At 64.2% G+C, this 20,035-nt stretch carries 21 protein-coding genes; 16 read left to right on the top strand and 5 right to left on the bottom strand.

What is annotated here, in order from left to right:
- Window positions 1-8: 8 nt before the first annotated feature.
- The gene (locus tag ACX80G_RS10135; RefSeq protein WP_459307514.1) at window positions 9-611 is read right to left on the bottom strand and encodes a P-loop NTPase family protein; all 603 of its coding nucleotides are present in this window, start codon (window positions 609-611) and stop codon (window positions 9-11) included.
- Between the two features lie 121 nt (window positions 612-732).
- On the opposite strand from ACX80G_RS10135, the gene ACX80G_RS10140 reads away from it, so the two are divergent.
- From ACX80G_RS10140 to rplI, 15 genes are all read left to right on the top strand, one after another.
- Window positions 733-2,415, top strand: coding sequence for an ABC-F family ATP-binding cassette domain-containing protein (locus ACX80G_RS10140; protein ID WP_459307515.1), 1,683 nt, complete (start codon window positions 733-735; stop codon window positions 2,413-2,415).
- A gap of 103 nt (window positions 2,416-2,518) precedes the next feature.
- The gene (locus ACX80G_RS10145; protein ID WP_459307625.1) at window positions 2,519-3,691 is read left to right on the top strand and encodes an MFS transporter; all 1,173 of its coding nucleotides are present in this window, start codon (window positions 2,519-2,521) and stop codon (window positions 3,689-3,691) included.
- A gap of 97 nt (window positions 3,692-3,788) precedes the next feature.
- A complete protein-coding gene (locus ACX80G_RS10150) occupies window positions 3,789-4,781 on the top strand; it encodes an efflux ABC transporter ATPase subunit, DrrA-related (protein ID WP_459307516.1) in 993 nt (330 codons plus the stop codon).
- On the top strand, window positions 4,778-5,611 hold the full coding sequence (locus ACX80G_RS10155) for an ABC transporter permease (protein ID WP_459307517.1): 834 nt from the start codon (window positions 4,778-4,780) through the stop codon (window positions 5,609-5,611). The genes ACX80G_RS10150 and ACX80G_RS10155 overlap by 4 nt, the downstream gene beginning before the upstream one ends.
- Window positions 5,612-5,648: 37 nt before the next feature.
- Window positions 5,649-6,407 (top strand): ABC transporter ATP-binding protein, encoded by a 759-nt coding sequence (locus ACX80G_RS10160; protein WP_459307518.1) that lies wholly within the window; start codon window positions 5,649-5,651, stop codon window positions 6,405-6,407.
- On the top strand, window positions 6,404-7,159 hold the full coding sequence (locus ACX80G_RS10165) for an ABC transporter permease (RefSeq protein ID WP_459307519.1): 756 nt from the start codon (window positions 6,404-6,406) through the stop codon (window positions 7,157-7,159). The genes ACX80G_RS10160 and ACX80G_RS10165 overlap by 4 nt, the downstream gene beginning before the upstream one ends.
- A 147-nt stretch (window positions 7,160-7,306) precedes the next feature.
- Entirely contained in the window at window positions 7,307-8,254 is a 948-nt protein-coding gene (locus tag ACX80G_RS10170; RefSeq protein ID WP_459307520.1) for an ABC transporter ATP-binding protein, read from the top strand.
- A gap of 2 nt (window positions 8,255-8,256) precedes the next feature.
- Window positions 8,257-9,120 carry an ABC transporter permease subunit gene (locus ACX80G_RS10175; protein ID WP_459307521.1) on the top strand — a complete coding sequence of 288 codons (864 nt, stop codon included), beginning with the start codon at window positions 8,257-8,259 and terminating at the stop codon, window positions 9,118-9,120.
- A gap of 35 nt (window positions 9,121-9,155) precedes the next feature.
- Window positions 9,156-10,433, top strand: coding sequence for a sensor histidine kinase (locus ACX80G_RS10180; RefSeq protein WP_459307522.1), 1,278 nt, complete (start codon window positions 9,156-9,158; stop codon window positions 10,431-10,433).
- Window positions 10,417-11,160 (top strand): response regulator, encoded by a 744-nt coding sequence (locus ACX80G_RS10185; protein ID WP_459307523.1) that lies wholly within the window; start codon window positions 10,417-10,419, stop codon window positions 11,158-11,160. Before ACX80G_RS10180 ends, ACX80G_RS10185 begins: the two co-directional genes overlap by 17 nt.
- A gap of 19 nt (window positions 11,161-11,179) precedes the next feature.
- Window positions 11,180-12,460 (top strand): M18 family aminopeptidase, encoded by a 1,281-nt coding sequence (locus ACX80G_RS10190; protein WP_459307524.1) that lies wholly within the window; start codon window positions 11,180-11,182, stop codon window positions 12,458-12,460.
- 169 nt (window positions 12,461-12,629) lie between these two features.
- The gene (gene rpsF / locus ACX80G_RS10195) at window positions 12,630-12,935 is read left to right on the top strand and encodes a 30S ribosomal protein S6 (protein WP_459258486.1); all 306 of its coding nucleotides are present in this window, start codon (window positions 12,630-12,632) and stop codon (window positions 12,933-12,935) included.
- A gap of 65 nt (window positions 12,936-13,000) precedes the next feature.
- Window positions 13,001-13,585 (top strand): single-stranded DNA-binding protein, encoded by a 585-nt coding sequence (locus tag ACX80G_RS10200; RefSeq protein ID WP_459307525.1) that lies wholly within the window; start codon window positions 13,001-13,003, stop codon window positions 13,583-13,585.
- A 109-nt stretch (window positions 13,586-13,694) separates the two neighbouring features.
- Window positions 13,695-13,934 (top strand): 30S ribosomal protein S18, encoded by a 240-nt coding sequence (gene rpsR, locus ACX80G_RS10205; RefSeq protein ID WP_005273147.1) that lies wholly within the window; start codon window positions 13,695-13,697, stop codon window positions 13,932-13,934.
- An 18-nt stretch (window positions 13,935-13,952) separates the two neighbouring features.
- Window positions 13,953-14,402, top strand: a complete 450-nt coding sequence (gene rplI / locus ACX80G_RS10210) for a 50S ribosomal protein L9 (protein WP_459258485.1) — start codon at window positions 13,953-13,955, stop codon at window positions 14,400-14,402.
- Between the two features lie 78 nt (window positions 14,403-14,480).
- Here rplI and ACX80G_RS10215 read toward each other — a convergent pair whose 3' ends face one another.
- Entirely contained in the window at window positions 14,481-14,948 is a 468-nt protein-coding gene (locus ACX80G_RS10215; protein ID WP_459307526.1) for a hypothetical protein, read from the bottom strand.
- A 631-nt stretch (window positions 14,949-15,579) separates the two neighbouring features.
- On the opposite strand from ACX80G_RS10215, the gene dnaB reads away from it, so the two are divergent.
- Entirely contained in the window at window positions 15,580-16,962 is a 1,383-nt protein-coding gene (dnaB, locus tag ACX80G_RS10220; protein WP_459307527.1) for a replicative DNA helicase, read from the top strand.
- Here the strand turns inward: dnaB and ACX80G_RS10225 are convergent.
- From ACX80G_RS10225 to ACX80G_RS10235, 3 genes are all read right to left on the bottom strand, one after another.
- Window positions 16,959-18,374 (bottom strand): DUF2254 domain-containing protein, encoded by a 1,416-nt coding sequence (locus ACX80G_RS10225; RefSeq protein ID WP_459307528.1) that lies wholly within the window; start codon window positions 18,372-18,374, stop codon window positions 16,959-16,961. The genes dnaB and ACX80G_RS10225 overlap by 4 nt on opposite strands.
- 208 nt (window positions 18,375-18,582) lie before the next feature.
- Entirely contained in the window at window positions 18,583-18,882 is a 300-nt protein-coding gene (locus ACX80G_RS10230; protein WP_459307529.1) for a MoaD/ThiS family protein, read from the bottom strand.
- Window positions 18,883-19,971: a WD40/YVTN/BNR-like repeat-containing protein gene (locus ACX80G_RS10235; RefSeq protein WP_459307530.1), complete on the bottom strand. Its 1,089-nt coding sequence runs from the start codon at window positions 19,969-19,971 to the stop codon at window positions 18,883-18,885.
- Window positions 19,972-20,035: the final 64 nt, after the last annotated feature.

The following is a 20,035-nucleotide window of genomic DNA, read 5'->3' on the forward strand; positions in this document are numbered from 1 at the left end:
AACCTGTCCTATCTGCTGACTGGATCCTGGGGTGGGGTGGGTGAGCCTGGCGAGCGGGCGCCAGAGGTGCTCTCGACCTCTCGGAGCCAGCGTTCCAGGTCGCGGGGGCGGGTGAAGCGCAGCACCGGGACGTCGCCGTCGTCAATAAACTTCCTGATCCGCGCCCGCTTCCGGGGGAAGCTTTTGAAGTGCCACACCAGGATGGAGTCACGGGCAACAGTCCTGCGCGCCGACTCCCGGTTGCCGTTGCAGACCTCATCTCCGCGGACCACCCGACGGAGCGTGCGCCGGACCAACCGCAACAAGGAGACCCACCGGGCGTAGTCCAGGGCGATGATCAGCTCGGCGCGGGGGAGCACCTGGCCCGCCCACTTGGCATAGGCGGTGTCGAGGACCCAGCGCTCGCCGGCTGTGAGGCTGCTGGCCAGCCGGGCCTGATCCTCTGGATCGCGTTCGGCCCACCCCGGTAGCCACCCGATCTGGTCATCAGCGGACACTTCGGGGAGGCCCGTCGCCGTCGCGTACCGGCGGGCGGCGGTGGACTTTCCCGACCCGGTCACCCCGTAAAAGAGGACTCGTTGTGGCCGGACTGGGGCAGCAGCACTGGTCATCGGTTCATCCTGCCATAGGCGGCATGCGGCTCCCATCCGATTCGGTGGCGGTGGCGTGGGGCGGGTCGGGCCGCTCGATGGGCTGGAACGCGGGTTTGCCCCCGGATGACAGACTTAAGCCGTGGCCCACCTAGACGTATCCAACATCGACTACTTCCTCTCTGACGGACGGCAACTGCTTAACGCCGTCAGCTTCAAGGTCGGCGACGGTCACAAGACGGCCCTGATCGGCCCTAACGGCACCGGGAAGACCACCCTGCTGCGCATCATCGCCGGGGACATCACCGCCGATGAGGGTGCGGTCACCCGCTCCGGCAACATGGGCATCATGCGCCAGTTCGTCGGCCAGGTAAGGGACGAGACGACGGTCCGGGACCTCCTCGTCTCCGCCGCACCGCCAGCGCTCGCCAAGGCCGCCACAGCGGTCGACGACGCCGAGCTCGCCATGATGGAGAACGACGACGAACCTACCCAGATGCGCTACGCCCACGCCATCACCGAATGGGGGGACGCCGGCGGATACGAACTGGAAACCACGTGGGACGAAGTCACCATGGCTGCACTCGGGGTGCCCTACGCCCGGGCCCAGTACCGCGCGTCGTCGTCGTTGTCCGGCGGCGAACAGAAACGGCTGGTCCTGGAGGCGCTGTTCTCCGGGCCGGAGGAGCTGCTCCTCCTTGACGAACCAGACAACTACCTCGACGTGCCCGGCAAACGCTGGCTCGAGGCGAAACTGAACGAATCCAAAAAGTCAGTGCTGTTTGTCAGCCACGACCGGGAACTGCTGGCCAACACGGCCACCCGCATCATCACCCTGGAGCCGGGGGCGCTCGGCGCGTCCAGCTGGATCCATGGCGGCGGTTTTGAGAGCTATCTGCAGGCCCGCACCGACCGGAACCTGAGATTTGAAGAACTGCGCCGGCGCTGGGACGAGGAGCACCTCAAGCTCAAAGAGCTCGTCAACATGTACAAGAACAAGGCAGCCTTCCGGTCCGACATGGCCAACCGGTATCACGCGGCCCAGACCCGGCTGGCCAAGTTCCTCGAGGCGGGACCACCCGAGGCGATCCCGATCGAGCAGAACGTCACCATGCGGCTCAAGGGTGGGCGCACGGCCAAGCGCGCCGTCGTCGCGCAGAAACTTGAACTCACCGGACTGATGAAGCCGTTCAGCACCGAGATCTGGTTCGGCGACCGGGTGGGAGTGCTTGGATCCAACGGCTCGGGCAAGTCCCATTTCCTGCGCCTTCTGGCCAGCGGTGGCACCGATCCGGAGCGGGAGCACGAACCGGTCTCCGAAGTCAGCATCCAGCCTGTACCCCACGAGGGAACGGTCAAGCTCGGGGCCCGGATCAGACCCGGATTCTTCGCGCAGACCCATGTGCGCCCCGACCTGCTGGGGCGAACCCTCCTGGACGTCCTGCACCGCGGTGACGACCACCGCTCGGGGCTGCCGCGGGAGGCAGCCTCCGGCGTGCTGGACCGCTACGGCCTGGCCGGGCAGGCGGAGCAACTGTACGACTCACTCTCGGGCGGACAGCAGGCGCGGCTGCAGATCTTGCTGCTGGAACTGTCTGGGGCCACCCTGCTGCTGCTCGATGAGCCGACCGACAACCTCGACCTCCATTCGGCCGAGGCGCTGGAAAAGGCCATCGACGCCTTCGAGGGCACCGTGCTGGCCGTCACCCACGACCGATGGTTCGCCCGCAGCTTCGACCGGTTCATGGTCTTCGGATCCGACGGCAAGGTGTACGAAACCGGGGAGCCGGTCTGGAATGAGGGCCGGGTCCAGCGAGATCGCTGAACATCACCGGCCCGCCATGTGTCTGACCCTACGTTCGCGGCGGTAGACCGTCCGCGGCGATTGCGCATACGGTTTACTGGTGCAAACTAATGTGTCTCCGGCAATGTGGGCGACGTTCGCCGTCTTTGGGCTCAACGGTCTGGTCTTCGCCAGCTGGGCAGCCCGGATCCCGGCGGCATCGTCAACGCTCGGCCTCAGCGACGGCCAGACCGGCGCACTTCTGTTGGCCGCCGCGGCGGGATCAGTACTCGCGCTTCCCCTCGCGGGAAGTGTCTCCGGCCGGGTAGGGGTCGCCAACACGGTCCGGATCGGTGGCGTGGTGTCGGCCGCCGCCGCCGTGACTATCGCCGCCGGATTGACGACGACGTCGATCCCCCTTTCCGCGGCTGGCCTGTTCCTGTTCGGGGTCGGCGTGGCCCTCTGGGACGTGGCACAGAACATTGAGGGCGCCGACGTCGAGCATCGTCTGCGGCGCACCATCATGCCGAAGTTCCACGCAGCGTTCAGCGGGGGCGCCTTCGCCGGCGCGATGATTGGCGCCGGACTGTCGGTACTCGGCGTCGACCTGTCCTATCACCTGCTGGGAGTGGCGGCAGTGGTGTTGGTGGTGGCCCTATGGGTGCCTCGCTATTTCCTGCCGGAAATCTCCCACGCCGACGCGCACCCCGACAGCCCCCAACCCGGCCGGTTCGCCGCCTGGCTGGAGCCGCGCACGCTCCTCATTGGGTTGGTCGTGCTGGGCGCAGCGCTCACAGAAGGGGCCGCCAACGATTGGGTTGCGACGGCCACCGTCGACGGCCTCGATGCGAAGGAAGAAATTGGCGCGGTGATGTTCGGCGTGTTTGTCGGCGCAATGACTTTGGCCAGGTTTCTCGGCGGTTCAGTGATTGACCGTTTCGGCCGGGTGAGGGTCCTGCAAATCAGCCTGGGGTCGTCGCTGGTCGGTCTGCTCCTCTTCGTGTTCGCACCAACCGTTCCACTCGCCGGAATCGGCGCCGTGCTGTGGGGAGCCGGCGCAGCACTGGGCTTCCCGATGGGCATGTCCGCAGCGGCGGACGAGCCACGGCACGCGGCCGCCCGGGTATCGGTGGTTTCCACTATCGGCTACCTGGCCTTCCTCGCCGGCCCACCCCTGCTCGGCTTCCTCGGGGACATCGTGGGCATTCGCAATGCGCTGCTCGTCGTGGGGGTGGCAGTGCTCGCCTCGTTCCTGGTGGCACCGGCCGCTGCCGAGCGCCGCACCGGAGTGAATCGGCCGGGAACCCCGGTGTCCTGAACAGGCGGCATAGGGGTTGTCTGCCCCGATTTGCATGAGGACAAAAGCTGTCCTGAATTACTACCTGCAGGTGGCGCTGAACCTTAAGCTTGGTCGCATGACAATTATTGAGGCCCGAGGTCTGAAAAAGATCTACAAATCGAAGAGCGGCCCCGTTCACGCGTTGGACGGTCTGGACTTGCTGGTGCCCCAGGGCACAGTCAAGGCGCTGCTCGGTCCCAACGGTGCGGGCAAGACCACCGTTGCGAAGGTCTTGACGACGCTGATCCAGCCCACCGAAGGAACCGCAGTCGTCGATGGCATCGATGTTCTCGCGAATCCCAGGGCTGTTCGACGCATTATCGGGGCGTCGGGACAATACGCGGCGGTCGATGAGAACCTCACCGGATTCGAGAACCTGGAAATGGTTGGTCGGCTGTACCACCTGGGTGCCAAGACGGCGAGGCGTCGTGCACAGGAGCTGATCGACCAGTTCGAGCTCACCGAGGCTGGCAACCGCCCGGTGAAGGGTTTCTCCGGTGGCATGCGCCGCCGGATCGACCTGGCCGGCGCTCTGGTCATCAACCCAAAGATCCTGTTCCTCGACGAACCCACCACGGGCCTTGACCCACGGAGCCGGCTGGCCCTGTGGCAGATCATCAAGAACCTGGTCAATGACGGCACCACCCTGTTGCTCACCACCCAGTACCTCGAAGAGGCCGATCACCTCGCCGACGACATCGCAGTGATCGACGGCGGTAAAGTGATCGCCGAGGGCACCTCCGATCAGTTGAAAGCGCAGATCGGCGGACACCGTGTGGTCGTTGCGCTCATTGACGAGGCCGACGCCGGCACTGCCAGTGAGATCCTTACCCGCCACGGTGAGGGAGAAGCCCGGGTGTCCGGCGACCGTCGCAGCGTCGAGGTAGCCGTCACCGACGGTCCGCGCGCCCTGCAGTACGTGCTCGCAGACCTCGGTCAAGCAGGTGTCGGCCTGCACGACGCCGGGATGCGTCGCCCAACCCTCGACGACGTCTTCCTCAAGCTCACCGGCCACGCGGCCGAACAAGGGCAGGACGCCGATGCAGCCGAAATGGAGAAAGCCACATGAGTGTCCTCACCAAACAGACCTACCAGAGCACCGGCACCCCAGCGGGTCAGCTACTTTCCGACGGATGGATTGCCACCCGCCGGAACCTGATCAAGATCAAACGCGTCCCGGAGATCCTGGTTTTCACCATCCTGCAGCCAATCATGTTCGTGTTGCTATTCAGCCAGGTCTACGGCGGAGCAATGAACGTCTCCGACTACACCAACTTCCTGATGGCGGGTATTTTTGCCCAGACGGTCATCTTCGGGTCAACGTTCTCCGGCGCCGCCATGGCACAGGACCTCAAGGACGGCATCATTGACCGGTTCCGCACGCTGCCCATGAGCCCCGCAGCAGTGCTAATAGGCCGCACCAACGGTGACCTGGTCATCAACAGCATTTCGATGCTGATCATGATGGGTACCGGCTGGATCGTCGGGTGGAGGGTCACCACGTCGATCTGGGGTTTCCTCGGCGGTGTGGCAATCCTGCTTCTCTTCAGCTACTCCTTCAGTTGGGTGATGGCACTGCTGGGCATGAGCGTGCGAAGCCCAGAGGTCATCAACAACGCGTCCTTCATGATCCTGTTCCCGCTGACCTTCATCTCTAATGCGTTCGTTCCCATCCACACCCTGCCTGAGGTGCTCAAGAACATTGCCGAGTGGAATCCGGTCTCCGCCCTGGTGGAGTCGGCACGGCAACTGTTCGGCAACACCAACCCGGATTTCCCGGAACCCACGGCATGGACCTTGCAGAACCCGTTCATCACCATCTTCATTGGTATTGTGCTCATGTTGCTGATTTTCGTGCCGCTGTGTATCAGAAAGTTTGAGTCAATCAGCTCCCGGTAGAGAGCTGTTTCGGGCCAGATGAAGGTCAGGAGCCGCCATGGCACCGCACCAAACCGATCCGCGCAGCGCGGTCGAGATTTCAGCATTAACAGTGACGCGCGCCAAACGGGACGTCCTCAGAAACGTCAACTTCAGCGTTCCCGCGGGTCGGATCACCGGACTGCTCGGGCCCTCGGGCAGCGGAAAGACCACGCTTATGCGGACCATCGTCGGTGTCCAGCGCATCACCTTTGGTACCGTGTCGGTGCTGGATCGGCCGGCCGGCGACCCGGCCCTTCGCCGCGAGGTCGGCTACATGACCCAGAGTCCCAGTGTGTACGCTGACCTCACGGTTGAAGCGAATGTGAGCTACTTCGGCGCCATGCATGGCAGGAGCCGGTCGGATACCGCGGAGGCACTCACCGCCGTCGGGCTGTCCGATCTTGCCCGGCGGAAGGCGTCAGGCCTCTCCGGTGGACAGTTCAGTCGCGTCTCCCTGGCCTGCGCCCTCGTGGCCGCCCCGCGGCTGCTCATCCTCGACGAACCGACCGTGGGCCTGGACCCGGTGCTGAGGGTAGAGCTGTGGCAGCGCTTCGCGGCCCTGGCCGCGAACGGGACCACCCTGCTGGTCTCGAGCCACTCGATGGAGGAAGCCGCGCGGTGCGACTTCCTCAGCCTGCTCCGCGGCGGCCACCTGCTCGCGCACCTCACCCCCGATGACCTTCGACGGCGGGCGGACACCGACAACCTCGAGGCCGCTTTCCTCCGGCTCATCCGCGAAACCGAAACCGACCCCACCCTAGGAGGCGCAGCGTGAAGCCCCGGAGCCTGCTCGCCACCGCGCAGAGAGTGCTCCGTCAGTTGCGCCACGACCCGCGCAGTATCGCGCTCATCCTGGTGGTACCCGGCCTCCTGCTCGCCCTGGTGTATTTCCTGTTCCAGAACGAGACGCTTCCCGCGGGAGCGCCCCGGACGTTCGACCGGGTTGGCCTGATGATGCTGGCCATCTTCCCCTTCGTCGTCATGTTCCTGGTCACCTCCATCACCATGCTCAGGGAACGCACGTCGGGAACCCTCGAACGGCTGCTCACCACCCCGATGCATAAGGCGGACCTGCTCTTTGGCTACGCCCTCGCCTTCTCACTGATGGCAGCGCTGCAGGCGATGGTCGCCACCGGGGTGGCCTACTGGCTCTTCAACCTGGACGTAAAGGGCAGCCCCGCCCTCGTGGTGCTGGTGGCCGTGGTGAACGCGGTGCTCGGCGTTGCCCTGGGGCTACTGTGCTCGGCGTTTGCCCGCACCGAGTTCCAGGCAGTGCAATTCATGCCCGTGGTAGTCGTCCCCCAGATCCTGCTGTGCGGGTTATTCGTGGCCCGAGACCGGATGAACGAGGTGCTTGAGGCGGTCTCCAACGTGCTTCCACTGACCTTTTCGGTGGACGCGCTGTTGGAAATCGCTGCACACACCGACGCCACGCAGGCCATGTGGAATGACGTGCTGTCCCTTGCCCTGATCGTGCTCGCGGTGCTGACCCTTGCCTCGTTCACCTTGCGCCGCAACACCGCGTGAGCGGCCGATTTTGGCTGACCCCTCATCCAAAAGGTGGATTCGGAAGAGGGCAAACATCATCCCAAGGAGCGGCGACCGGGCAGACGGCAATCCGTAGGGTAGAGGAAGGCCCGGCAACGGGCACCAAGCAACCTAGAGGACACAGCCATGATTGAGGCACACGGCCTGGCGAAGCGCTATGGCTCCAAGACAGCAGTGGATCATGTGTCATTCACTGTTCACCCCGGCAAGGTCACCGGCTTCCTCGGCCCCAACGGTGCCGGGAAGTCGACGACCATGCGGATGATCGTCGGACTGGACAATCCATCGGCCGGCAGCGTGACCGTCAACGGTCGGCGCTACGCCGAACACCGTGCCCCGCTCCGCGAGGTGGGCGCCCTGCTGGACGCAAAAGCCGTTCACACCAAGCGCACCGCCTACAGCCACCTGCGCGCCATGGCGGCAACCCACGGGATTCCCAATAGCCGGGTCAGGGAAGTCATCGAAATGACCGGGCTGGGCCCCGTCGCCAAGAAACGGGTCGGTGGGTTCTCCCTCGGTATGGGCCAACGCCTCGGCATTGCCTGCGCTCTGTTGGGTGACCCCCACACGGTGATCCTCGACGAGCCGGTCAACGGACTGGACCCGGAGGGTGTCCAGTGGGTACGCCACCTTGCCAAGGGGCTCGCCACCGAGGGTCGCACGGTGTTCTTGTCATCCCACCTGATGTCGGAAATGGCGCTGACGGCCGACCACCTGATTGTGATTGGCCGCGGGCGGATCATCGCTGACGCACCCATCGAGCAGATCCTCTCCGGTCAGGGGCAGACCCGCACCAGGGTCCGCACCGACAACCCGGGTGAACTGATCCGCGCGCTCGCCGGCGACGGCGTGACATTGAAGCAGCTGGAACCCGAACTGCTCGAGGTCACCGGGGCGGATTCCCACCGGATCGCTCGCACCGCGCTCGACAACCGGGTACTTGTGTACGAACTAACACCCTTGCAGGCGTCCCTCGAAGAGGCGTACATGCAGCTCACCAACGACTCAGTCGAGTACCACTCGCATGACCTCCCGCAGACAGCTCAGGCCGCCGGCGTCGGGGAAGGAAAATAGCCATGTCTCAGACAGCAGTCACAGTGCCCCCTCGCCGCGAAACCGAGGGTAGTGGCGTGAACTTCATGCGAACCCTGAAGTCAGAATGGATCAAGTTAGTCACCGTCCCATCGACAGTCATCATGCTGTCCATCACTGTGGTGGTGATGATTGGTCTGGCAGCGCTTTTCGCTTGGCAGACAACCGTGCTCCTGGATTTCCAGGGCGACCCTGAGACGGCTGCCCAGGTGCAGGGGGCTCCGGACGCCGCGTCAATCACCAATACAATTCCGGGCTCCGGGCTGATCTTCGGCCAGCTCCTGATTGGCTCGCTTGGGGTTGTCCTGATCGCCTCCGAGTGGGGTACGGGAATGATTCGCTCCACAATGGTGGCAGTACCAAAACGTATCCCTGCCCTCCTCGCCAAGCAGTCGGTATTCGCCGTCGTGGCGTTCGTCGTTGGCTCCGCCTCCGCGCTGATCAGCTACCTCATCGCGCAGCCAATCCTGGCTCCGTCAGAACTTGAGTTCGGGCTGGGTGACGAGGGTGTGCTGATGCACATCATCAACACCGGTTCGGTGCTCGCGCTGATGGCCGTGATCGCCATGTCGATTGGAACCCTGCTCCGCAACACGGCCGGCGGCGTGGTCACCACGATCGGCTTGCTCCTGATCTTCCCGATCCTCGTTGCCACCCTGCTGGCGGGTATCGCCGACTGGGTCCCCGACGCCGCCCGCTTCCTGCCCAGCAGCGCCGGTGAACAGATGGTGGCCATCACCATTGCCGACGGTGCACTCGACCAGTGGCAGGGTGCCCTGGTGCTCGGCGCCTGGGCCCTGGTGCTGCTGGTGCTGTCCCTGCTGGTTACCAAGAAGCGGGACGTGTAACCAGCCGGTCAACAACTGACCGATAAGCTCACTCAATGAGTGAAAAAGCCTTGGTGGAGGGGGCGGCGGAGCGAACGGCCGCCGTCTCCTTCACCGAGCTCAACGCGAAACGACTCGGCCCGTTCCGCCGCTATTTCCGGGGCCATCCACGGGTGACCGACGCCCTGGTGATCCTGATCTACCTCGCCACCAGCCTGCCGCAAGCGATTACCGCCACCGTCACGTCCGATCAGTGGGTGGCCCTGATTCCCGTGCTCACGGCGGGCGTGGTCCTCTTCTGGCGCCGGGACCGCCCGTTGACCGTCCTGGGTGTGCTGGTGGGGCTTGAGTGGATGAGCCTCTTCACCTCGGAGGGTCAGGCCAGCGTGGGAATCGGCGTGTGGTTTGCACTGTACGCAGTGGCCGTGCGGCATCCGTTCCGCATTGCACTCTGGGCCCTGGCCGGAGCGGCGCTGTTTTCGATTGCGCCCCTGTGGTTCGTTGATGCACTGTTCGTCGACGAGGCTCCGTATCTCATCTGGATCGTGATGGGTTTCGTTTTGATGTGGTACTTCCTCGCGATCGGGTTCGGAGTCACGACCCGTCGTGACCGACAGCATGAGACGGCGCTCCGCGACTGGGCCATCCGCAACGCCGAACTGGCGTCCGCGACTGAACGCAACAGGATCGCCCGGGAGATGCACGACGTCGTCGCGCACTCCCTGTCCGTGATGATCGCGCTCTCCGATGGGGCCGCCGTCGTGATGAAGCGGGATCAGGAGCGCGCCCGGGAGGTGCTTGACGAACTCTCGGCCAGCGGACGGACGGCCCTCGCCGATATGCGCCGGGTGCTCGGGGTGCTGGGCAGGAGCCCCGACGCTGCGCCCCGTGAGCCCCTACCGGCGGTCGGATCACTATCGACCCTTCTTGACGGATTCCGGGTGGCAGGTTTGCCCATCCGGTTGGGGCTCTCAGGTCCGGGCTTGCCCGATAACCCGGCCTTCCAGCTAACCATGTACCGCATCATCCAGGAATCCCTGACCAACGTGCTGCGCTACGGTAAAAGCGTGACCACCGTCGATGTGGCGATCGCGCGTACTGGCGCTCTGGTCACAGTCCGGGTGTCCGACGACGGCCGCGGCAGTATGGGCCCGGTGGCCTCGGTTGGGTCGGGGCAGGGGATTGCCGGAATGCAGCAGCGGGCCTCCATCTACGCCGGGACTGTTGCCTGTGGGCCGGGACCCGACGGCGGGTGGGTTGTTGATGCACGCCTGATGATCCCCGAGGACCAACAAGCTAGCGAGAGGGGAACGCCCAATGTGCGCAACGTCTGAGGGAACAACCTCCGAGGAGTCGCCACTAGATGAGCTCGCCGACAGCGCGCCGATCAGAATCCTCCTCGTCGACGACCAGCCTCTGCTGCGGATGGGGTTCCGGCTCATCCTTGAGGGCGAGGACGGCGTCGAGATTGTCGGCGAAGCGTCCAACGGCGCCGAGGGGGTACGGCTCGCTGCCGCTCTCACCCCCGACGTCGTGTTGATGGACGTCAGGATGCCGATTATGGACGGGATCGAAGCGACCCGGCTGATCACCGCGTCGGGCTCCTGTTCCCGCATCATCATCCTGACCACTTTCGATATTGACGAGTATGCCTTCGCGGGTCTTCAGGCCGGCGCCTCGGCCTTTCTCCTCAAGGATGTCGGCCCGGATGAGCTGGTCCACGCGGTACGGGTGGTCGCTAGTGGGGACGCCGTGGTGGCGCCGCGGGTGACCCGCCGTCTGCTGGAAACCTATGTTCGGGCGCTGCGACCCCAGGCGGCTCCACCACCGCCCGACCCCCTGTTGGATGACCTGACTCCCCGGGAACTGGAGGTGCTGGGAGCCATCGCCGAGGGACTCTCCAACGCCGAACTGGCGCACAAATTCTTCCTCTCCGAGGCCACAGTGAAGACCCATGTGCGGCGGATCTTCACCAAGCTACACCTCCGGGACCGGGTGCAGGCAGTGGTCTACGCCTACGAATCGGGTCTGGTGGTGCCCAGCCAGGGGCAGGATTACTGAGGTTGGTAGGCTCACTTCCATGACCGCCCTCCAGCACATCACCGATCTCGGCGCCTACATCGGCGCTTCACCCTCCAGTTTCCACGCCGCGGCCGAGGGCGCCGCCCGGCTGGAGGCCGCCGGTTTTGTCCGGCTACACGAAACCGACGCGTGGATCGCGGAGGCGGGCAAGTTCCTCGTGGTTCGTGACGGCGCTTTGATAGCCTGGGTGACTCCCACCAACGCCACCCCCATCACGGGTTTCCACATCCTGGGTGCGCATACCGATTCGCCGGGATTCAAACTCAAGCCCAAGCCGACGACCGGGCGGCACGGCTGGCTGCAGGCCGGCGTCGAAATCTATGGTGGGCCGCTGCTCAACTCCTGGCTGGACCGTGAACTGGCGCTCGCTGGCCGGCTGGTGACCTACGACGGCGTCGAGCACCTGGTGTCGACGGCGCCCCTCCTGCGGTTCCCTCAGCTCGCCATTCATCTGGACCGCGCAGTCAACGACGGGCTGGCGCTGGACAAGCAGCAGCACATGAATCCTGTCTGGGGGGTTGGCGATCCGCGTGATGCCGACCTCCTGGAACTGTTGGCGGATTCGGCAGGCGTTGCTGCGGCCGACGTCGGTGGGTACGACGTGGTCGTCGCGGACACTCAGCAGGGTCAGGTTTTTGGCGCCGACGGTGCCTTCTTTGCGGCCGGCCGACTCGATAACCTGTCCTCGGTGCACGCCGGACTGGCTGCTCTGATCGCCGCTGGAACCGCGGCGGCTGCAGATGGGCCGATCGCCGTGCTGGCCGCCTTTGACCATGAGGAGGTCGGCAGCGCTTCCCGGTCCGGGGCCAGCGGACCGTTCCTCGAAGACGTACTGCACCGGATCTCGGGTGGGCTGGGCGCAGGTGCCGAAGAACGTCGGAGGGCGTTGGCCGGCTCGTTCTGCGTGTCAGCCGACGCGGGCCATGCGGTGCACCCCAACTACGCCGAACGCCACGACCCGGTGAACCGCCCCATCCTCGGCGGCGGTCCGCTCCTGAAGATCAACGCCAACCAGCGGTACACCACCGACGCGCCAGGTGCCGCGTACTGGGCACGATTGTGCGGTGAAGCGCAGGTGCCGTACCAGGAGTTCGTCTCCAGCAACGTGATGCCGTGCGGGTCGACCATCGGTCCGCTGACCGCCACCCGGCTCGGAATCAGGACCATCGACGTCGGAACGCCCCTGCTCTCTATGCACTCCGCTCGTGAACTGTGCGGAATCGAGGACCCCCACCGGCTGGCTCGTGTTGCTGAACTGTTCTTCACGTCCCCCGCATAGCGAGTTATCCACACGGTTCGGCCGGACCCCGAATCTCCGGTATTATTGCTAAGGCTGTGCTGACGCCGGTGCCCGGAAGGGGAACCAGGCGTCAGGCAGGCCAACGCAAACAGAACCTCCTGTTACGGAAAGACCGTGACCGTTTAGCCCAGAGGAGGTGGGTTCACAAATGCGTGCATATGAATTGATGGTAATCATCGACCCCGATGTCGAGGAACGTACCGTTGAGCCTTCGCTCGACAAGTTCCTGAATGTCGTCCGCAATGGCGGCGGCACCGTCGACAAGGTAGACCTGTGGGGACGTCGTCGCCTGGCCTACGAAATCAAGAAGAAGGCTGAAGGTTTCTACGCTGTAGTCAACTTCACCGCAACTCCGGCGATCGCTGCCGAACTTGACCGCCAGCTGAGCCTCAACGAGACGATCATGCGTACCAAGATCATCCGTCCCGAGGAGCAGAAGGTCACCGCCGAATAGTTTCGGCTTGGCTTCACAGTTTAGGACCAGGCCCACCACGGTGGGCTGTGACAGTAGGAGGCACCATGGCAGGCGAGACTCTCATTACGGTCGTCGGTAATCTCACCAGCGATCCCGAACTTCGTTTCACCCCGTCAGGCTCGGCCGTGGCTAATTTCACCATTGCGTCGACGCCGCGGACCTTCGACCGCCAGTCCAACGAGTGGAAGGACGGCGAAACGCTGTTCCTTCGCGCGTCGGTATGGCGTGAAGCGGCAGAGAACGTTGCGGAAACCCTGACCAAGGGAACCCGCGTCGTCGCTCAGGGTCGTCTCAAGTCACGCTCGTACGACACCAAAGAAGGCGAAAAGCGCACCGTCATGGAACTTGAGGTGGACGAGATCGGTCCATCCCTGCGCTACGCGTCAGCCAAGGTCACTCGCACCCAGCGCTCAGGCGGTGGCGGCGGTGGTGGTTTCGGCGGCAACAGTGGCGGCAACAGTAGTGGCGGAAACAACTCCAACTCAGGTTGGGGTGGCGGCCAGCAGGGTGGTCAGCAGGCGCAGCAGCCGGCTGACGATCCGTGGGGTGCACCCGCAGGAGGCAACTCCTCCGGGGGTAATTCCTCCGGCTGGGGCAACGGCCCGGACTCGTCCGAGCCTCCCTTCTAACCCTTCTTTATCGGCAGGACCGCTCCGCTTTCGGTAGCGGCAACCCGTCAAGTAGTTCCCATCCCGCAGAATCGTTCTGCGGGCTCCACCAGACATAAGGAGCACCACGATGGCTAAGGCTGAACTTCGTAAGCCCAAACCAAAGTCCAATCCCCTGAAGGCCGCTGACGTCACAGTCATCGACTACAAGGACGTAGCGTTGCTGCGTAAGTTCATTTCCGACCGCGGAAAGATCCGTGCCCGCCGCGTCACCGGTGTCACCGTGCAGGAGCAGCGCAAAATTGCGCAGGCAATCAAGAATGCCCGTGAAGTTGCCCTCCTGCCGTACTCCGGCGCAGGCCGCGGTTAAGGAAAGGAACCCAACCTAATGGCAAAGCTCATTCTGACCCATGAAGTAACCGGTCTTGGTGCTGCAGGCGACATTGTCGAGGTCAAGAACGGTTACGCACGTAACTTCCTTCTTCCCCGCGGTTTCGCCCTCACCTGGACCAAGGGCGGCGAGAAGCAGGTCGAGTCGATCAAGGCTGCCCGCGTCGCACGCGAGCACTCAACGCTCGAGGACGCCCAGAAGCAGGCAGCTGCTCTCTCCGCCAAGCCGGTCCAGTTGACCGTCAAGGCTGGCGAGTCCGGACGCCTATTCGGCACCGTCAAGGCTGAAGACGTGGCGAAGGCCGTCGAGGCCGCCGGCCTTGGCACCATCGACAAGCGCAAGGTAGAACTGCCCGCCCACATCAAGTCGGTCGGCACCTACCAAGCGAACGTCCGTCTGCACGACGACGTCTCAGCAGTAATCGACCTGAACGTCGTCGCCAACTAGTTTCGACGCTCGTTTCGAGCACGGCTCAGGGGACTCCCGCTCAGTGCGGGGGTCCCTTTTGCTGTCCGGGGGCTTTTCCTAGTTCGTCGTCTGGGCCGGTCGGTCCGCCTGGTCCGCCACGTGGAGTGCGAACCCCGGGCTGGTCATCAGCGCCTGGACGCGGTCCAGTGTGCTCTGATGCGGATCCCGCATCGCAAGCTGATTGGCGCGGAGAGCCTCCCTCAGGGCGTCGGCGCCCTCCTGCGTCGGCGGTGGGTGCGGGCGCTCTGGGGGCGGCGCGGGAGCGCCCTGGGCGGCGCCGGCCGGTGCGGGCGTCGTTGCAGAAGCTGGCGAGGGCCCGGTGGTGGCTTGCAGTGATAGTCGAGCCGAAGGTGGCACTGACGGCGTGGGCCGAACTGGCTGCGCTGCGTCCGGGACCGGCGGAGCCAGCGGGGCCATTGGGGCGCCGTCTAGTGATCCCCGGTCCCGGCGAGAGATATAACTGACCGCGCCGCCTGCCAATAGCACGCCGGACAGCACTCCCACGGCAAGAAGTTGCAGGTCCATTCGCTCCCCTCGGTTCGTCGTCGGATGCCACGGGTCTGGTTGGCCACAAGTATCTCACCGCCTACGTCACGCCGGGATTGTCCTCCGGCCGAGCGAAGACAGAGACAACCGAACATTCCTGTTCGCGCATACATCGGCCGGAGGGGCAGATGAGGGTGCAGTCGTCGGTATATAGGCCGGTCGGAGGGCCCAAGGGCATGCGCGATGCGTCACGGATTGGGCGCCATGGCTGTGGATAGCAGGTGAATAACTCGTTCCGTAGGCCCTCAAAGAGCATCTGTCAACACGCAAGTAAAGCATGAACGTTAGGTAGCGGAAACATTTACTCCACAGGTCCTTTAGGGTATATCCGCAGGTCAGAGCGGTAGTAGCTGGATAAGTATTCCGTTATCCACATCGTTGTCCCCATCCTGTGCACAAGACACGCCGCGTTATCCACAGCCAATCCACAGGGCCTGTGGATTACGCGCTTGGCAAGATGCAGCTTCGGCACTACCGTGGCGGAGTATCCCAGACGCTAAAACTGTCAGTGCCGGGTGATAGACCTCAGTTATCAGGCCGGATACGACCAACCACGACGATCCGTCGGAGCTGGTTCCCGGGGTAGGTAACTGGAAGAGAGAGTGCAGCGGTGTCCCTCACGCACGCAGATTCAAAGGAGGACACCCGGTCCCCGGAGTTCACCCGAACCCCGCCGCAGGATCTGGTTGCCGAACAGTCAGTGCTCGGCGGAATGATGCTCTCCAAGGATGCCATCGCCGACTGCGTCGAGGTGTTGCGGGGCGTGGACTTCTACCGTCCCGCCCATGAGAGCATCTACGAGGCCGTCATCGACCTCTATGGCCGCGGAGAACCTGCCGACGCCGTCACCGTGTCCGATGAACTCACCAAACGGGGAGAAATTTCGCGGATCGGAGGTCCGGCCTACCTTCACACCCTGATCCAGTCCGTGCCCACTGCTGCAAACGCCGGTTTCTACGCGGAGATTGTCCGCGAGCGGGCGGTGCTGCGCCGTCTCGTGAATGCCGGCACGAAGATCGTCCAACTGGGCTACTCCAACGATGGTGAAGTGGATGACATCGTCAACGCCGCCCAGGCCGAGGTGTATGCGGTCGCCGAGCGACGCAGCGCCGAGGACTACGTCGCGTTGAAGGACATTATTGAGAGCACCGTCGACGAGATCGAATCGGCTGGTCATCGGGGGGAGGGCATGTCTGGTGTGCCCACCGGGTTCTTTGAACTCGACGAACTGACCCAGGGCCTGCACGGCGGGCAGATGATCGTTGTCGCGGCACGACCAGCGATGGGCAAGTCGACCTTCGCCCTGGACTGGGCCCGGTCGGCAGCGATCAAGCACAACCTGACCACCGTGTTTTTCTCCCTGGAAATGGGCCGCAACGAGATTGCGATGCGCCTGCTGTCCGCCGAGGCGACGATTGGGCTGCAGGATCTGCGGAAGGGCACCATCAAGGACGAGCAGTGGGGCAAGATTGCCACCACTATGGGTCGGATGAATGACGCGCCCCTGTTCATCGATGACAGCCCCAACATGTCACTGATGGAGATCAGGGCCAAGTGCCGGAGGTTGAAGCAACGCCACGACCTCAAGCTGGTGGTCCTGGATTACCTGCAGCTGATGTCCTCGGGCAAGCGCGTCGAGTCGCGCCAGCAGGAGGTCTCCGAATTCTCCCGTGCGCTGAAGCTACTGGCGAAAGAGCTCAACGTGCCAGTGGTGGCTCTCTCACAGCTCAACCGTGGTTCCGAGCAGCGCACCGACAAACGCCCAATGGTGTCCGACCTCCGTGAGAGTGGTTCGATCGAGCAGGACGCCGACATGGTGATTCTGCTGCACCGCGACGACGTCTACGATAAGGAATCCCCGCGCGCCGGAGAAGCCGACGTGATCGTGGCAAAACACCGTAACGGCCCCACGAAGACCATCGTCGTCGGGTTCCAGGGCCATTACTCGAGGTTCAACAACATGGCTGTTGACGGCGGAGGCGGCGGGTTCTAGACCCTGGTTAACCCCGGCGGCGCGTGGTCGCCAGCTACAGGTGCCCTCGGCGCCCACACGCCACTGAGGGCGCACTCGACATCCCCAGCCCGCTGGTCGAGGTGCCCAAGTATCGCCGGTGGATGGGACCCCTGCCGGATTGCGGCCGTGACCCGGTGCAGCTGCTCCCGGATGGCGGCCTGATCCTCCTCAGCGGCGTGCCACGCAACCTCCTGCAGCAGACTAAGAACCCGATCAATCACTGCCGGGTCGGAACTCCCATAAAGGACCGGCTGGTCAAGGGTGATGTTCAGGAGCGCGGCAAAGTCCGGTCGGTGAAGAATCACCCGGACCTGGCCGTCGTCGTCGCGCAGTATCCGCGCTCCAAGGTCGCGTTGCGCGAGATCGCACAACAGGGCCGACGTGTGGCCGAGCACGTGGATGGCAGTTGTCGGATCATTGATGCCCGGGGACAAGGCCTTGGCCGCGACGTCGATGAGTTGCCGGAATCCGAAGGCGACATCCTGCACCGCAGTTCGCTCGAATCCGATGGTGAAGGTGGCTGCGATGTCCTTCCGGAATCGTTCCAACGACTCTTGAGCCATGCTCGGCCCGCCGCTGCGCACCCAGCCGACGGCAGCGGGAATTCCCCTGACAAGTGAAGACCCGACCTGAGAGTCAACTCTCACAATTGCCTGGTGCTCGATCGCAGCGGCGAGGAGTCGCTTCTCGTCGATCCCGGTCAGGAATCCGGACCGAGATGCGTCGATCAACACGGCGGAATCGGGAGCCTCTGGTAGCACCGGGCTGGTGGATCCGCCTCGGTCCGGGTAGGCCCGCTCGATGGTGTCCGCCGTGTCGTTGTGAACCTTGCGCATGATGGTTTCAGCCCGAATTTCCCGGGCCAGGTGAGCCAGGAAGAACACCAGCCCAATGATGCTCCCAATCGCGAGGAGGAAGGCGAGTGTCACCGCCAGGTGAGGAACAAATGGTTCTTCACCGTCGTACTCCGAGCGAACCGTCCGCAGCACCGTCAGCGCGTAGGCGAAGGTGCCGAGGAACAGGGCCAGCGTGGCGTGCACCACTCGATCGCCGGTGAAGGTTCGCAGGAGGCGGGGGGAAAATTGGCTGCTGGCCAACTGCAGGGTGACCACGGTCAGGGAGAACGTCAACGAGGTAGCGGTGATCAGTGATCCAGCAGTCGCCTCCAGGATGGCCCGCGCGGCATCGGGGCCGCCGCCGATCAGGAGATTGGATACCCCCTCAGGCAGGTTGTCGCCAACAGCGGCATCGACCATGGGCAACCAGATTCCCAATCCGATAGCCACCACTACGGCGAAGACGGGTAGCGGCCACAACTGGGTCCTCAGGGCGTCGGCGGCGGAACGCAGTCTTCCGCCAGCCTGGTTAGTTCGGCCGGACGAGGTGGTCATCGGAGGTGCGGCTCCCTGCTGGTGGGGTGAGGTTACCTGCACAGCCTAAACCAGGGTAAGTCGCTTCTCCCGTAGCTGACCCCTGCCACGGCGCCGGGAGCCACCGCCCGGGCCAGGGCCATGACACGCTCCAGACAGGCCCGCTCAGGCTCGCGGATCGCTGCAAGAGCCGCGTCGACAGCATCCACGTCAGCACCTCACCTGCTGGCTACCCACCAGCGACCGATTGCACGATCATCACCTCGGCGCCGGGCGGAACCGGGGTCGAGAGTCCCGCCAGCCGTCGCACGTCCTCCCCGTCAACGTACACGTTGACGTATCGGCGCAGCGCACCGGTCTCGTCACGGATGCGGCGGGCAAATACCGGATACCCGTGGTGCAGATCGTCAAGAATTTCGGCCAACGGGGCCGCTGTAGCCGTCGCCACGGACACCCGTGCCCTGTCCCCGATCAACGGTCGCAGCAGGGTGGGAATGAGGACTGTTACGTCGTTGGCGGGAGTCTCCATTTAGGAGCCGACGACGGCGGCTGCCCGGACGCACAGTACGTCCGGCAGGTGGGAGGTGACCTCAGCGAACGTGGCGCCCTCGTCGGCGCTCGCGTAGACGGTCCCGCCGCGGGTGCCGAAGTACACTCCGACCGGTTCGTGCGTGTCCACCCCGGCCGCGTCCCGCAGCACAGCGTTGTACTCGCCTTCGGGTAGGCCGTGATCGAGGCGGGTCCAGGAGGCGCCGGCGTCGTCGGTGCGGTGCACGGCCAGTTTGGCGTCGGGTGGGATGCGTTCGCTGTCGGCTTTCAGGGGAATCACCCAGGCGGTGCCGGTCCGGTTTGGGTGGGCGAGCATCACGAAACCGAAGTCGGCGGGTAGCCCCTCGGCGATGGATTCCCAGGTTTCGGCGCCATTGTCGGACCGGTAGACGCCGTGATGGTTCTGCGCGTACAGCCGGTTGGGTTCAACCGAATCCCGGGCGATCTTGTGGACGCATTGACCGAATTCGGGGTTGGGATCGGGCATGAAGTATGCCGAAATGCCCTTGTTTCGCGGTGCCCAGGAGGTGCCGCCGTCGTCGGACCGGTACACGCCTCCGGTGCTCATGGCCACATGGACGGTGTCATCGGCGGGGCTCGGAACTACTGAGTGGGCTGCCGCGCCTCCGAACCCCGCACCCCATTCGGAGCGGTGTGGGTGGTCCCATAACCCGCGGTTCAGTTCAAAGTGCTCTCCGTAGTCAGTCGATTTCCAGACCGAAATGGGTTCGCAGCCCGCCCAGACAACCCCGGGGCGACCTGCGGAATCGGGTTGGAGCTGCCAGATCCGCTCGACGGCGGCTTTATCGCCGTCGGAGAATTTGATGGCCCCCTGCTCGGGTTCGGACCAAGTGGCACCCAGATCATCGGAGTAGACCACGGTGGGACCCCAGTGATAGGAGAGCACCCCCACTAGGATCCTGGTGCGCCCTGCACGGGTATCGATACCCACGCTGGCTACTTCCTGCATCAGGAAGTGCGGTTCAGATAGCTTCCAGGTTTGCCGGTCGGTGCTGGTCGCGAGCCACAGGCCTTTTTTGGTGCCGATGGCCAGGAGTGTTGTCGTCATAAGGTCCTCGGTTCAGTAGATAACTGATGTGAACACTGTAAACAATGGCACAGCCGCGAAATCC

It is taken from the genome of Arthrobacter glycogeni (assembly GCF_054510815.1).

Excerpts from the sequence above, each read along its gene's own strand:
- ACX80G_RS10135 (WP_459307514.1), bottom strand. The coding sequence starts at position 611 with ATGACCAGTGCTGCTGCCCCAGTCCGGCCACAACGAGTCCTCTTTTAC.
- ACX80G_RS10145 (WP_459307625.1), top strand. The coding sequence starts at position 2,519 with ATGTGGGCGACGTTCGCCGTCTTTGGGCTCAACGGTCTGGTCTTCGCC.
- ACX80G_RS10150 (WP_459307516.1), top strand. The coding sequence starts at position 3,789 with ATGACAATTATTGAGGCCCGAGGTCTGAAAAAGATCTACAAATCGAAG.
- ACX80G_RS10155 (WP_459307517.1), top strand. The coding sequence starts at position 4,778 with ATGAGTGTCCTCACCAAACAGACCTACCAGAGCACCGGCACCCCAGCG.
- ACX80G_RS10160 (WP_459307518.1), top strand. The coding sequence starts at position 5,649 with ATGGCACCGCACCAAACCGATCCGCGCAGCGCGGTCGAGATTTCAGCA.
- ACX80G_RS10170 (WP_459307520.1), top strand. The coding sequence starts at position 7,307 with ATGATTGAGGCACACGGCCTGGCGAAGCGCTATGGCTCCAAGACAGCA.
- ACX80G_RS10175 (WP_459307521.1), top strand. The coding sequence starts at position 8,257 with ATGTCTCAGACAGCAGTCACAGTGCCCCCTCGCCGCGAAACCGAGGGT.
- ACX80G_RS10180 (WP_459307522.1), top strand. The coding sequence starts at position 9,156 with ATGAGTGAAAAAGCCTTGGTGGAGGGGGCGGCGGAGCGAACGGCCGCC.
- ACX80G_RS10185 (WP_459307523.1), top strand. The coding sequence starts at position 10,417 with ATGTGCGCAACGTCTGAGGGAACAACCTCCGAGGAGTCGCCACTAGAT.
- ACX80G_RS10190 (WP_459307524.1), top strand. The coding sequence starts at position 11,180 with ATGACCGCCCTCCAGCACATCACCGATCTCGGCGCCTACATCGGCGCT.
- rpsF (WP_459258486.1), top strand. The coding sequence starts at position 12,630 with ATGCGTGCATATGAATTGATGGTAATCATCGACCCCGATGTCGAGGAA.
- ACX80G_RS10200 (WP_459307525.1), top strand. The coding sequence starts at position 13,001 with ATGGCAGGCGAGACTCTCATTACGGTCGTCGGTAATCTCACCAGCGAT.
- rpsR (WP_005273147.1), top strand. The coding sequence starts at position 13,695 with ATGGCTAAGGCTGAACTTCGTAAGCCCAAACCAAAGTCCAATCCCCTG.
- rplI (WP_459258485.1), top strand. The coding sequence starts at position 13,953 with ATGGCAAAGCTCATTCTGACCCATGAAGTAACCGGTCTTGGTGCTGCA.
- ACX80G_RS10215 (WP_459307526.1), bottom strand. The coding sequence starts at position 14,948 with ATGGACCTGCAACTTCTTGCCGTGGGAGTGCTGTCCGGCGTGCTATTG.
- ACX80G_RS10225 (WP_459307528.1), bottom strand. The coding sequence starts at position 18,374 with ATGACCACCTCGTCCGGCCGAACTAACCAGGCTGGCGGAAGACTGCGT.
- ACX80G_RS10230 (WP_459307529.1), bottom strand. The coding sequence starts at position 18,882 with ATGGAGACTCCCGCCAACGACGTAACAGTCCTCATTCCCACCCTGCTG.
- ACX80G_RS10235 (WP_459307530.1), bottom strand. The coding sequence starts at position 19,971 with ATGACGACAACACTCCTGGCCATCGGCACCAAAAAAGGCCTGTGGCTC.